The following is a 13,601-nucleotide window of genomic DNA, read 5'->3' on the forward strand; positions in this document are numbered from 1 at the left end:
TTCCTATAATGGAACCTCATAACGTAAGTCAGTCGTTCTGTAAGCTTATATTTTTTTAGGCGGTCCGCTCTTTTTCTTTCGGCCGGCACCTGTTTTCTTCTTTTTGGTTAACCAGACTGGCTGTGCTAAAGAATAACGTGTGAGCCAGATAAAGCCGAACAAAGAACAAACAAAGACAATACAAACCACTGTATGCGTACGGACAAACTGAAAGACCGTTCCCGCATAGGGTAATACAAAGTCAACTTTCCCAATTAATCGTTCCCCATCTACTGGTGGATCTGGTGAACCATTGGCATCCCCTTGCGTGATCATATAGTCCCCTGTTTTTCCATTCAGTTCAGGCAACTTCTCTTTCAATCTATGGGTCAAATACGCATCATCCCCCACAAGAAACGTGACAATATCCCCTTCGTTTACTTGCTTATAAGAAGTCATTTTGACAAAGATGACATCCCCCGCATAAAACCCACCAGGTGGTGACTCTTTTTGCGGTGCCATTGAATTCGTTTTAACAGTATAAAAACGATACCCAAAGAACGACTTGTTGCTATCTCTATTAGCCGCAAATAACAATGCCCCTCCAATAATCAGTAACATCACCAGGTAAAAGAGTAGGTCAAAGAATTTTTGAAGACCTGTTTTCCACTTTGGCGGCGTTGGCGGGGGGCGGCGCTTCTTTTTCTTTTTTCCCTTACCAGGAGGTGATGGGGGTCTCTTTTTCTTTTTTGGTTGCGGACGAACTGAATGCCCTGGTGTCACACGATCAATTACTTCAGCTTCCTCAATTTGGTTCATTTGGTTCCCTCTCTACGTAAAAGTTGTCCGACGCCTGTATTTCCCGTCTTAACTTTTGAAAAATTTTTTATTTATTTTCACACTAATAACAATTTATAGCTTTGCTTACGTATTCAATAGCTACTAAACATGATGTATGTACGATTTATATTTTCCGACTATTTAAGGACGCTTTCACCCTGTTACTCTCACAATTGTTATCTTTATGAATTTAGTTTATATTCATGTATAATAGCTTTTGACCACAAACTCTTCCGAATAAATTAGTTCCACAACTCTTCATCAATATTTCTTAGAAGTGCTCCTTCTAAGAAAAATAGCGCAATTTCATTGATATAGACCGTTTCCCGCTCTATCCTTGACCATTTTTTGACGACTATTCTTCGCTTATTAGCTTAGAATACGTAGACGTGTATCGAGTAATGAAATGGCTTGTTCTCTCGTTTCCCACAATGAACCTGCATAGGTATCTAATGTCATTTTTGTGGATTTATGCCCCAATAATTTACTTAATGTCGCACTGTCGATGCCTTGTTCAATACAGCGCGTCGCAAAGGTATGCCTCAACGCATGAAAGTGAATCATTTCTAGATTCGCTTGTTTGGCGATTTTTTTGAAATGATGATTGATCAACCTTGGTTCTACAAATTTATCTTTGTTACTAATAACAAATTGGCTTGTGCTCTGTTCTTTCATCCTCTTTAAATAGGTGCCCAAATTTGAGGCAATCGGCAGGGTTCTAATCGAGCTTTCTGACTTCGGTGTCCCGAAGATTATTTGGGTTTTTGTTTGTGAATTTGGAATGGGAACACGCTGAAGCGTTCGTTTAATACTAATCGTCCGATTTTCTAAATCAATATCAGCCCAAGTCAATCCACTAATTTCACCAATTCGAAGGCCCGTGTATAAAGAGAGAATGATCGCAGAACAAGTGGTTTCTTTCATCGCAAGCTCTTCTAATCGTTGTTGTTGTGTTCGTGTTAATACCGTGATTTCTTTCTTTTTTATTTTTGGAGCGGTCACTGTATCACAGGGGTTCTCCATAAGGACTTTTTCTAAACAGGCTTTAGACAATGCACTTTTTAAAATAATATAAATCGTGTGAATACTTGTCGTACTGAGCCCTCTATTCGATAATGTTTTTAAAAATAATTCGATCTCTCCATCGGTGAGTTCCATTAATTTCTTCTTTCCTATTAAGGGAAAAATATGTTGCTTCATTTTTGCAAGATAAGTGGCCTGAGTGGATACCTTTATTTGATCGCAAATCAATGTATTCACCCAATAGTTTAACCACTCTTCAACCGTTCCTTGAAAAAGTAAACGATCAGAGGTAACATAACTGTATTTGCCTTTGAGTCGTTCCAATCGTTTTTTTACTTCACTGTATTTACTATCATATATATAGCCGTAAATGATTTTTCCTTGTTCATTTCGGGCTTTTTTGTACCGGCCTTCCCAGCGGCCATCTTTGCGTTTATAGATATTTTCACCTTTTTTAGTAATGAGGGTCCCCTTCTTTCTATTTTTTTGACGGTAGGTTTGACGGCTAAAAGAAATTATCCCGTTTATTTCAACCGTTTTTTATCATAAAACAATGATTAATTTCTATTTTTTGAAAAAAATATAATTTAACCTATAGACTTTTGTTGTTTTTTATACTAAAATAAAAAAAGTAAGCTATTAAATTAGTTATTTATCTCGAAAACTATAAATTATTCATTTCTTAGAAGGAGCACTTCTAAGAAATTTTTTTAGTCTAATAACCTACAGGTCTCTTTTTTTTCCTACTAATATCCTTGCCATATTATGGAAAAGACAGTACAAAAGGTTTTCCAGTCCACATTGATTCTTTTTTAGCTAGCCAAGAATAAAGTTATATCTGACGGCTTTTTAGGTATTCTGAAAGCGATTGGCACTCGAGCTGACTCACTTAAAAATAGAATTTTTTACTATTGTTTCCATTTATTTTTAAAAAAAATGAGGACTATTTAGTAATTTTTTGAATGAGTATAAAATGACCTATGCATCATTTAACTAAAATTATTCTTTTTTTATCCCTATTTTCTTCCGTACAAAATAAGTAGTAAAAAAATAGTCCAACTCTATCTGCATAGAGTTGGACTATTTTGACTTTATATTAGTATATTATAATCCTGTCTTTTAATACCCCTATTTATGATACGGTTCTGCGTATCGGAAGTAAATGATTTTTGTAATGCTATTAATAAAAACATTGTTTCACCTATCTCCACATTGCTGACTTCGATATCTTTAACAAGTAGGTCTTTTTTAGCTAGGTGCTTAATTGGGTTGTAATTAAATAGAAAAATTGTATTAAATAATACAACCAGACTGTAGACAAACGCCTAAATTTGGAGTGTTGTTTACAGTTTTTTTGTTTTATACTAATTGTATAAACTATTTTGGGAGTGATTCTAATGATGAAAAAACAATCTGTTGAAGGTAGAAATCAATTTGCTATGTTAACGCTTGATGATCTTGTACCGAAAGATCACCTAGTTCGAAAAATTGATGCCGCGATTCAATTTGATTTTATTTATCCCATTGTAGAATCTACCTATTCGACCTTAGGTCGCCCTAGTATTGACCCGGTGATCTTAATTAAATTAGTTTTTATCCAATATTTATTTGGTATTCGTTCGATGAGACAGACAATTAAAGAAGTCGAAACAAATGTTGCTTATCGTTGGTTTTTAGGCTTTTCTTTTAACGAAAAAGTCCCTCATTTCTCCACATTCGGTAAAAATTATGTCCGAAGATTCAGAGAAACCACTTTGTTTGAAGACATTTTCTCTCATATTCTAGAACAAGCTGTAAAAGCTGGTTTTGTTACGGAAGACAACCTTTATATTGATTCTACTCATATCAAAGCAAATGCCAATAAACATAAATTCACGAAAGAAATGACCTACAGTCAAGCAAAAGCCTATCAAGATGAATTAGAAGATGAAATAAATAAAGAACGTATTGCGACGGGAAAACGCCCTTTTACATGGGACACAGAAAGTGAGTTGAGTCTTCGAAAAATAAGTTATTCAGACCCAGAAAGTGGTTACTATGTTAAAAGCGAACGAGAAAAACAATTTGCTTATTCTGCACACACTTCTTGCGATGACAATGGATTTGTCTTATCTACGCTAGTCACACCAGGAAATGTACATGATAGTCAAGTCGCAATTACTCTGGTTAAACAGTCAAAAAGAGCTTTTCCAAATATAAAACGTGTTGTCGCTGATGCGGGATATAAAAATCCGAAATTTGTTCATTTTCTGACACACTTGAACCTTTATCCAGTTCTTCCCTATACTGCACCTCATGGTGTGAAAGGGATGTTTCGTAAAAATGACTTTGTCTATGATGACTATTTTGATTGTTATTTATGCCCTAATAATCAACCGTTGCTATTTTCAACAATTACTCGTGAGGGCTATAGGACATATAAATCAAATCCAAAATTCTGTATGAGCTGCCCGTTACTTAAAACTTGTACATTGAGCGCAACACATCAAAAAGTTGTGACTCGACATATTTGGGCTGATCTGATGGACGAACTTGAGCACCAGCGCCATACAGCGTTGAATAAAGAAATCTACAAAAAGAGAAAACAAACCATTGAACGAATATTTGCAGATGCAAAAGAGAAGCATGGGATGCGTTGGACGAACTATCGAGGGATTGAAAAAGTCGCCACGCATACGATGCTTACGTTTGCTACCATGAATTTAAAGAAACTGGCTACATGGCTATGGAAAGAAGAAAAGCCTATAGCTTTTCGTTTCAAAATTAAGTATAGGATAGCCAAAAGGAGCTGGTTTAATTACCAACTCCTTTTTGTCTACAGTCTGATTGTATTAAATAATACAACGTAATCATATTTAAAAACGTACTCTTTTTCCATTAGGAGTTTATAGATTCGATTTAACTCTTCTTGGTTCAATGAAGACACATCTACAGAGAGTGTAAAATAAACTGTGTAAGTAGCTAATTCTAGATAAGCTGCTTGTACAGTTTTTCTTTTCGTATAAATGACATTCAGATAAAAATAAAAATGAAAGGATGCGAGAATATTGCCAGACAGAAAAAAAAACCTAAAACTGTTGCATTAGCAAAAACCATTTTGGAAAGCTATAATCCTGAAAATGTCGATGACATGCTCGACGCTCTAAAAGATATTTTTGGTCCCCTATTTGAACAAATGCTTCAAGGCAGACGCATCATTTAGGCTACGATAGCCACTCAAAACAGGAGAAAGAAATGCGCAATCGAAGAAATGGATTTGGCTCTAAGAAAGTAAAAACCGCTAGATACAGATTTTTGATGAATTGAAATCTCACAGTGAATAGGATATTTTCTTTATGTCTATGGATGATGTTTCTGGTCTTGAATAGGAAAATGAAGAAATTTTATGATGCTCCTTCGTTAGAAGCTTGTCAGATTACTTTTTATACCTTTCAAAAACGTTGCTCTCACTACTCTGGTGCTGTATAGGTTTGGAAACGGAATTTTTCTCATGTGGAACAACTTTATGATTATGGTAGCGCAGTGCGTAAAATTAGGTACACAACAAATGCTATTGAAAGTATTCAGTCCAGCTTTAGAAAAGTAACTAAAAAAGGTGTATTTCCAAATGCCCCCCCCTTTTTTAAAGCTTCTTTATCTACGAGTAACAGAATTGGAAAAGAAATGGAAAGCTGGGTTTATTCCCAATTGGTCAATGGTCTTAAATCAATTAATAGCTAATAAACAGTTTTCTGAGCGCATCAACATTTATAGCTTATATATTTCCTAGTCACTGGTACATCAAAAAAGAACATCAAATTTTCCTTTTCGACAAGGTTTATTTCTTATCCCCTTTAGCCAAAGGTTGGTTAAGAATAATTGAATGTTCTTTTTCGTTCTTAGATTTGTCAGTTGTACACTTTAGTTGCCAAACCCACCTATCCTTTCAATAAAAGTAAATAAATTAAAAAGAGAACAATCAACTTCTTGACCGTTCTCTTCCGTAATTTTTATATTACTATTTCTTTGTTAATAAGCTCTACTATAATTTGTTTTACGCTCTCTTTATTCTCTACACTAGACGGGAGAATATGAATAATATTATCCCCTAACCTAATACTATTTTCTATTATACTTGTGGGATAATCACCAGAAAGTTCACTTATTTTAGTACATTCAGGTTTCTCCATTAAATCTTTTGAGTACACATTTTTTTCTGTTATAACTAATCCATATGGTCCAACCAAGGTAGATTCTGTAACTCCAAATAGAATATATTCACTATCTGATATACCAAATTTTTTATGAACTTTTCTAAAATGTTTTTGATATTTATTGTAATCACCAATCTTTATACATGAATCATTTGCTAATCCCAAGTCTATAATTCTACCAGACAAATGCTTAGATTTTTTTACTTCCATATGATCTATATTAAAATCTTTTTTCAATGTTAATATATCCGTAACAGCCTCTAAAATTAATTGACTTAATTCTTCCTTACCATTCTTAGGCAAAATAGACTCTAGATATTCCCATTCAAATGAATTAATAGCTTTATTTATTGTTTGAGTAGCTTTGTTTATTGATATATCATATGGAAATTTTTTGGGAAGAGTATCTGAAAAAACACTTGGCTCTAAGACATAAATTGTATGATCTGTTATAAAAAAACCTACTGATTGATTTTTTCTAGTAATTTTATTTTGTGATCTACCACCTATAAATAGTACAGGAATCTCACCATCTAAAAATGAGATTGAATTAACAACCTCTTCATAAACTTTAGGTGCATCCTCCCAAACAGAAGGGGTAAAAAATGCACTAAATACACATTGTAAATCCTCTTCAGGATAGTTATTATAGCGTACAGATATCTTTTTACAATACATTTGTTGATATTTGATATTTTCTTCACTAAAATCCATAATTGTCTTAAACGTGCCCATTTATATTTTCTCCTTTTAATCATTTTTAACCTTTATTTGATAGTATAATCTATTTTGAAAATAAATAAAGAGTGAATGTATTAATTTATTTCCATTATCAATAAACTAATCTAACACTATTACGTTTCTATGTCAAAAACGACTTTTTTTTAGGAACTTTTTCTTTGCACTTAAAATTTATAACAAGAATATGGTCACGCTGCATAGTAGTCAAAATCATATCCATCTTTTCGTAGATCTTTATTAACCATAAGGTGATTGATCTTCATATAAAAAGTCGCTTTACTTAATAGCGATAATTTCTACTTGTGTCACTAAAATCCAACCGATGAAACCATAGAATAACTAGACATCTCGGAAATGTCCATCAAGCGACTTTATCCTCTTAGCCACTTCTCTTACAGTAGAATAGATACCCTATTCCTCGTATCGTTTTAATGTAACTTGGTGCCTTACAAACAGGATCCAGTTTTTGACGAAGATGGAAGATGATATTACTTACTCGATAGTTAATCTCCTTGTATTTTCCATCCCATAAGCCCAGATTTATTTCTTCATACGTGACTGTTTCATTTGGCTGTTCAAGTAATAACGATAGGGCTTTATACTCTAGCCTTGTTAAATCGACTTCTGTTTTCCCTTCAACTAGTACACTGCTATTGATTGGATTGAGTGCCAGAATTAATTCTGGTTCTTCTCTGATAGAGGAGCGGTCTAACAATGGACGCTTTGTATTCTTTTCTTTTTTGTGTCGATTTAACGCATTATTCATCATTAGAAACCATTCTTCTGGCATTTGTTCTTTATTCGTCACACCATCTGCCCCAAGCCTTAGATACACTAGACGATTCCTACTATTTTGTTCAGTTGTCCTGACCCAAATCAAGGGTTCATTTTGTTCTTTTATTTGAATGATTTTTTCACAAATTTCCCCTACTTCTTCTTTTCCTTCATCTAAAATAATAAATAAATCAAAATTTTTTTCCTCATCCATTTCTTCATTTAATTGAAGCGTCTCTATATGCCATTCTTTTGGACTGTATTTTCCCCAATAATTGACATTCTCTTCTTCACTTATACTACTCGCAATTCCCACATGATACATCATCTTCTCTCCCTCTCTATTCATTCCTATGTATACTCTTTTTCTTAATATGTTTAGCTCTTTTTAACTTGTTTAAGTAGATCGTCTGTTTTAAATAAACAAAGTGACGTACCCTTCTCTTTCATTGTAGGTCACTTTGTTTCATTTATTCCCCTTTTATCGTTCATTGCTTACTATTAAATAATCGTGAGCCAATCCTTTATCGTTTGTTTATTCTCTTTTTGATACTTTCTATCAATTCCCTTTTTAACATCCTTTATTCTTCTTGACTTCCTTTATTCCCTTTTAGGCAGCGCAGATATTACGTTTATACCGCTAATTCCTTGGTATTTTACCTGTATTGTACGCCTTTTTTCTTCTATTTCTTCTTTTGTTAGACCTGCTTTTTCCAGATTTAGTTCCATAGAGTAGCCTTATCTATTTTCTCTATTCTTTTAGTCCAATCTATCGGTTACTTAACATGATAGGTTCCTGTCTGTCCATAGTTCCAGCCATAAAAACCTGGTGCTGCCTGATTAACAAAATCTGGCTGGATATAAAAGGTGAGCCAATACTCATTATTATCTCCTGTATAATCGACATAAACAGCGCCTTGTGTTAAGGCCCCTTGTACATCTTTTGTTTTGCTTAATTTATACCCCGCATCCTTATAATACTCTGGTACGACTGCTTCGGTGTGGTAAAAGTAGTTGTCAAACGATACAGGTAATGTATACGTCTCATAAGGGACTTCTGTTTCTTTCGTTCCAGATGAACTTATCGCATTTACTGTAAAATTCACACCGACTTTTGCATTTGTTGTGTTATTCCAACGGTAATACCCTGTTTCTGGGACAACCATCTCTTCGTTCGGGGCTAATACAATTTGTCGTACGTGAAGGGTGACAGGCTCTTCATACAACTCTACTTTTACTAACGAATTCGTACTTCCTCCATTTGGATCAGTTAATTGGAGCTGATAGTCTTTCCGCGGTGTTCGCGCATTGTTTACCCCAGTTTTTGGTTCATTTACTCCCGATTGATAAGGGGCTTGTCTGTTACTGGTTACTGTAGAGTGTCCTCCATCTGTGCCCCAGACTGCATTATAGTCCCAGACTGTTGCATGAGATAATGAAGCAAGCTGTTCGTCTGTTAGTTGCGCTGCTTTTTTTAGGGGATAACGGAAGTTAAATCCATAGATTACTTTTTTATTTGCTTTATCCACATGGGTTGTTTCATTGGTGATAAAGACCGTTACAGTATGTTTAAGTGTCTGCTTCTTCCCATCTCTATCATACTCATAGCTCATTGTTAGTGGATAGGGTTTAAGAATTTCTTCATAAGACTCGTAATCTGGATTGGCAGAAGCTGCACGTGCTGCTTCATATCGCTCCTTCACCTTCTGAATAGCTTTCAACTCTATTTCATCCACTTTTACTTGGCTACGCTCATTTGTAGCATCATCAATGACTTCATGGTCATCAAACAGTTTCCATAGTTGAAAATTACTTTTTTGCTTTGCTGCTAATCCAGTCATATCTGCCACTTGGTCAACGGAGATATCGAAGTTCTCTGCGCGAAGAGCAAAATCATCTGTTTTAACCGTATTTGGACCAAAGACATTAATCCATCTGGAAGTAGAGGTTGTTTGGAGTTGTGAATCCGTAACAAAATAGGTTACGCGCTGTGGGCCAGTTTTTGTTAAATCCAATCCTAGTTCTTTCCAATCAATTGGCTGATCTAGCTTTAATGGGTTACGATTAATTCTAGTATCTAACCAAGACTCATCTTTTGGATCTAAGCTATAATTGAAGTCAAAGTTATCATAAACCTTTACTGCACTAGCATGTGTCTTATCACCTGCTTTATTCCCTGTCAGAAGCATATTTTCTAATTTAGTTTTATCTAACCAATCTGGATCTGTTTGATCTAGGATTAGATCTTTCTCTGCTTTGATTATCGGAGCATAGTCTGGTATTGATGCTAGTCCACCATATAAAAAATTTACCATTCCAGATACTTGTTTATTTTCTACATTATTTCCATTATTAATAGAATCAAAAATGTTTACTCCACTAGTATATCCAGAAATATAATATTGATCTTCATTCAAAGGAATCATCGTACTAAGAGTAACTTTATCTATTGATTTTAATGATGATAATGATAATATATCAAAATTATCTTTCATGTACCCCATCACTATCCCCGACTCATTACCATATCCAGCAAATTCATCTTCAAAATTTTCTATATACCCATAGAAGTTCCATAGCCTATCATTCTTTTGAAAGTTTAATGTAGTTCCTAGAGGATATTCCTTGATATCTACTACTTCTCTATCACTAACATTATATTTTTTTAAATACACTTTATTTTTTGTCGAATAACTAAAATAGTATTCATCATAATTAGATATTTCTTTTAGGTAAGACACAGCTGTACCAGGTTTTATATCATCAATATCATATTTAAAAATAAGTTTTCCGTCTTTATTCCAATGATTTATAAAAGAAAATGTTGGCTTACTACCACTTAGATTTCTAAAAAAACTAACACCGACATATCCATCATCCCGATCTCTAACTAATGATGTAAGATGGTCGTACCAATCTAAAGGTGCTGGTTCTCCCAATTTATTTTCGTAACCTACGATATTAGTCATTGACTCTAGTTCATTTTTATTTACAACTTTATCATTAACAATATTATATACATAGTAATAATCTTGTTCCAGAGCAAAACGATCTATATATCCATAAAGATGAATACTGCCACTATAATCATTAGTAATTACATTAGCATCTTGCCGCTCGTACGTATAATTAGACATATCGATAGCTTCACGGCTCAATACATTTAAATCCTTATCTATTCTAAGGTCTATTTTTTTATATTGACCTAAACCAACCATCCCAGTATAGAGTACCGAATATGTTCCATCATGATTATCGAAAAGATTATGAGCAGTTGAATATGATAAATCATTTCTTGAATCAACCCACTCTGGCTCATTAAGTGAAACCCACATTTTCTTCTCAATATCACTATTTTCATTAATCAATAGAAGCTCTGCAAAATGTAATTCTGGGAAAGCTTGATTGTAATTAGAGTGTTGAACCACCTGAATCACTTTGTTATCTCCAGTCTTAAGTCCTATACCTGGTCTATCATTTATTTTAGTATTTAATCCTTTGAAGTGGTTCTTTGTTAAATTAAGTTTAAACGGATCCATCCCCTGTACATAATCTAAAAAATTAGGTTGACTAGCTAGCTCTGGTTCAAACACAGAAACCCCATCATATGGCAGTGGGTACTTTAACTCTGGACTCTCTTTATCAATCACTATCGGTGTCCCATCATTAGGTTTCCCTTGAATCTTCTCACTTGTCGTGAACCAAGCGATTCCTACTAGTAAAATAACGGCGAGAAATCCACCTAACAAGATGCGCCATCCTGTTTGCTTCTTTCTGATGCTTGATTTTGTTCTATCGTTCTCTTTGTGCATCATCTAAGGCTGCACCTCCTCTGTTTGCGGCTTCAAGACTTGATTGATTTGGCCCAGTTCCGGTGGATTGCTCGGAACCCCTCCATTCCACCACGCCTCGATATAACTTGTATTTTCAGTGGTGACTGCTTCTACTTTTAAAGCAATCGTAACCGTTCCCGGAGTAGTACTTTTTACCCCTTTAAACAATGGGGACGTTTCTTGCCCTTCTTCCAGCTTGTTCAAGTAATAGAAATACCCATCTTTGCCATTTTTCCACTCAGTGGTATTCAGACTCTCTAAAAAGGCTTCCGGTGGCGATGCGACAGACAGATTGTGATCATTTTTGGCAACTGGAAGCGCCAAGACTCGGATAAATTGACTCACTGCCCCTTTATTTCTTATCGTCACTTCTCTTTTAGACACTTGATTTACCGCCACTGTTGCGGGAATGGTTGCCTGATCCACCAATTCTACTCGTAAATCTCCACGGCCGGTTTGATACGCTTTGGTATCTTTTGAATAAAAATTTGCCCCTGTTTCCTCATTTGTCAGCCAGCTCCCTACTAGAATCAGGGTGACAGCCGCAATTAGAAACAAATAGAGCTGTTTCCTTCTTTTACTCATGCTCTTATCCCCTTTCCTAATAGAGTTTGTCTTTCATTCGTTGATACACCGGACTCGTATCTGGTAACTCAAATCCGTAGACAATACTTGATAACGTCGCACTGTAGCCTTCTCCTGTCCCTTTTAGCTCATAGAGACTTCCCTTGACTCGGTTTGGTGCACTTCCCTTTAGCTTGGTTGAAGCAACCAAGACAGCGCTTCTCGCTCCTGGTTCGATCGCTTCTGAATAATAAAAATACCCCTCGTAGTACAACCAGTAACTGCCGGTTGGGATCGGATCAGTTGGCTTTACAACGTGCGGCATTTCTACATTTATACTGTTCTGCAACACTTCTGGTCGAAGTATCTCTAAGTTCCAACTATACGCAACACGTTCTTTCCCTATGACGTACGTAGGAATAGCGTCATGTTGTTTTAGAGTAGCTCCTGGCTGCCAAGTCCCGGTATCCTCTAACGTAATGGGTGTTGTCGATGCCGTCGCCTGTTCTTTCAACTGCCCATTGCCTATTCGGTCTGTAGGATCCACCTCGAACGTCAAAAGGACTTCTTCAAGAGATACGCGAACGATTGCGGGCATACTTGCTTCATTTCGGACAGTTAATTCCCTTAGACTTACTTGTTTTGATGGGGTTAATTGAACAGGACTATACTCGCCTTCAAGCGCTATCTCGACTCGACCACTTGTCATATGATTGACTCGTTGATCCGCAAAGGTTACCCAGGCATAGGTACTCCCTATGATAATGACCCCCGCCAATACGAGGGATAACCCTAAGCTTACTAGCTTAGATCGCCCGTTTTTTCCTCTTTGCCTATTTTGTTTATTCATCGATCCTCTCTCCTTCACAACTAATTTAGTTGCGGCTTCCGTTTTGTTCATCGATTCGATGTTTCCTATAAACTAGTAACACAATTATGATCAGAAACAAGCCGGCACATAGTTTATAGAGTAGTGATTCCCATTCTTCGCCCGTTTTTGGTAAAAAGCCAGTTGGTTTTTGGTTCTCAGTGGTCGGTCGAATCACGGTTGGCGTACGACTGCTTGTCGTTGTGCCCGTTGTACTTGACGTGGTGGTGCTCTCTTTTGCGTTGGCTATAAAAGACCACTTAAAATGATACTCGCTTGCTTCCGCATAATCAGCTAAACCTAGCTCTTTTGATAACGTAAACGTTGCTTTTATCGTACTTTCTGATCCGGGTAAAAAATGACCCAACATCACTTGATCTTTCGTCCAATCAAAGGAAGCAGTTCCTAGTATCCCACCTTCATAGAGGACTTCTCCCCCTTTATGTTCTAACCTGACGGTCACGGTCTTTGTGAAATCAATTGGGCCCGTTCCTTTTCCTGGTTCTACCAGAATTCGGACATCAAAGCCTTCTTTTTTATCAATATTTCGTATTGCCAATTCTTTAGTGTATACCTCACCTGGTTTGAGATTGGGCAGATCAATAAAATACTCACCTTCACTATCGATCTTAATCCCTTTTAAATCCCCGATCAATACCCCAGGAGGAAGGGTCTCTCCATACGCAGAGAGACCACTAAAGAAGAAGAATAGAAAAATCAGACTGAACAGGACGCGAGCAAGATACGGTCTTACATTATTCTGTTTCATCGTCTATACTCCTCATC

General features: G+C 35.9%; 8 protein-coding genes and 2 pseudogenes. 2 read left to right on the forward strand and 8 right to left on the reverse strand.

The genetic code is table 11. The features are described 5' to 3' along the window. Positions 1-45: 45 nt before the first annotated feature. Complete coding sequence (locus tag AC4BB7_RS15740; RefSeq protein ID WP_490483651.1) at positions 46-798, reverse strand: signal peptidase I; 753 nt, start codon at positions 796-798, stop codon at positions 46-48. A gap of 390 nt (positions 799-1,188) precedes the next feature. Continuing rightward, positions 1,189-2,166: a tyrosine-type recombinase/integrase gene (locus AC4BB7_RS15745; RefSeq protein WP_490483652.1), complete on the reverse strand. Its 978-nt coding sequence runs from the start codon at positions 2,164-2,166 to the stop codon at positions 1,189-1,191. A gap of 1,073 nt (positions 2,167-3,239) precedes the next feature. Here AC4BB7_RS15745 and AC4BB7_RS15750 point away from each other — a divergent pair. Both AC4BB7_RS15750 and AC4BB7_RS15755 read left to right on the forward strand, forming a co-directional pair. Next, positions 3,240-4,668, forward strand: a pseudogene (locus AC4BB7_RS15750) (IS1182 family transposase). A gap of 202 nt (positions 4,669-4,870) precedes the next feature. Further along, positions 4,871-5,611: pseudogene (locus tag AC4BB7_RS15755) on the forward strand (transposase). Between the two features lie 220 nt (positions 5,612-5,831). Here the strand turns inward: AC4BB7_RS15755 and AC4BB7_RS15760 are convergent. From AC4BB7_RS15760 to AC4BB7_RS15785, 6 genes are all read right to left on the reverse strand, one after another. Continuing rightward, entirely contained in the window at positions 5,832-6,770 is a 939-nt protein-coding gene (locus AC4BB7_RS15760) for a hypothetical protein (RefSeq protein ID WP_490483653.1), read from the reverse strand. Positions 6,771-7,155: 385 nt separating this feature from the next. Continuing rightward, positions 7,156-7,878 (reverse strand): winged helix-turn-helix domain-containing protein, encoded by a 723-nt coding sequence (locus tag AC4BB7_RS15765; protein ID WP_490483654.1) that lies wholly within the window; start codon positions 7,876-7,878, stop codon positions 7,156-7,158. Positions 7,879-8,326: 448 nt separating this feature from the next. After that, positions 8,327-11,365: a hypothetical protein gene (locus tag AC4BB7_RS15770; protein WP_490483655.1), complete on the reverse strand. Its 3,039-nt coding sequence runs from the start codon at positions 11,363-11,365 to the stop codon at positions 8,327-8,329. Beyond that, positions 11,366-11,968 (reverse strand): hypothetical protein, encoded by a 603-nt coding sequence (locus AC4BB7_RS15775; protein ID WP_490483656.1) that lies wholly within the window; start codon positions 11,966-11,968, stop codon positions 11,366-11,368. It abuts the gene before it with no gap. A 16-nt stretch (positions 11,969-11,984) separates the two neighbouring features. Then, positions 11,985-12,797, reverse strand: a complete 813-nt coding sequence (locus AC4BB7_RS15780; RefSeq protein WP_490483657.1) for a hypothetical protein — start codon at positions 12,795-12,797, stop codon at positions 11,985-11,987. Positions 12,798-12,822: 25 nt separating this feature from the next. Continuing rightward, the gene (locus AC4BB7_RS15785) at positions 12,823-13,584 is read right to left on the reverse strand and encodes a hypothetical protein (protein WP_490483658.1); all 762 of its coding nucleotides are present in this window, start codon (positions 13,582-13,584) and stop codon (positions 12,823-12,825) included. Between the last annotated feature and the right edge of the window lie 17 nt (positions 13,585-13,601).

It is taken from the genome of Enterococcus sp. AAFC-DPL-5182, from assembly GCF_058216605.1.

Excerpts from the sequence above, each read along its gene's own strand:
- AC4BB7_RS15740 (WP_490483651.1), bottom strand. The coding sequence starts at position 798 with ATGAACCAAATTGAGGAAGCTGAAGTAATTGATCGTGTGACACCAGGG.
- AC4BB7_RS15760 (WP_490483653.1), bottom strand. The coding sequence starts at position 6,770 with ATGGGCACGTTTAAGACAATTATGGATTTTAGTGAAGAAAATATCAAA.
- AC4BB7_RS15765 (WP_490483654.1), bottom strand. The coding sequence starts at position 7,878 with ATGATGTATCATGTGGGAATTGCGAGTAGTATAAGTGAAGAAGAGAAT.
- AC4BB7_RS15770 (WP_490483655.1), bottom strand. The coding sequence starts at position 11,365 with ATGATGCACAAAGAGAACGATAGAACAAAATCAAGCATCAGAAAGAAG.
- AC4BB7_RS15775 (WP_490483656.1), bottom strand. The coding sequence starts at position 11,968 with ATGAGTAAAAGAAGGAAACAGCTCTATTTGTTTCTAATTGCGGCTGTC.
- AC4BB7_RS15780 (WP_490483657.1), bottom strand. The coding sequence starts at position 12,797 with ATGAATAAACAAAATAGGCAAAGAGGAAAAAACGGGCGATCTAAGCTA.
- AC4BB7_RS15785 (WP_490483658.1), bottom strand. The coding sequence starts at position 13,584 with ATGAAACAGAATAATGTAAGACCGTATCTTGCTCGCGTCCTGTTCAGT.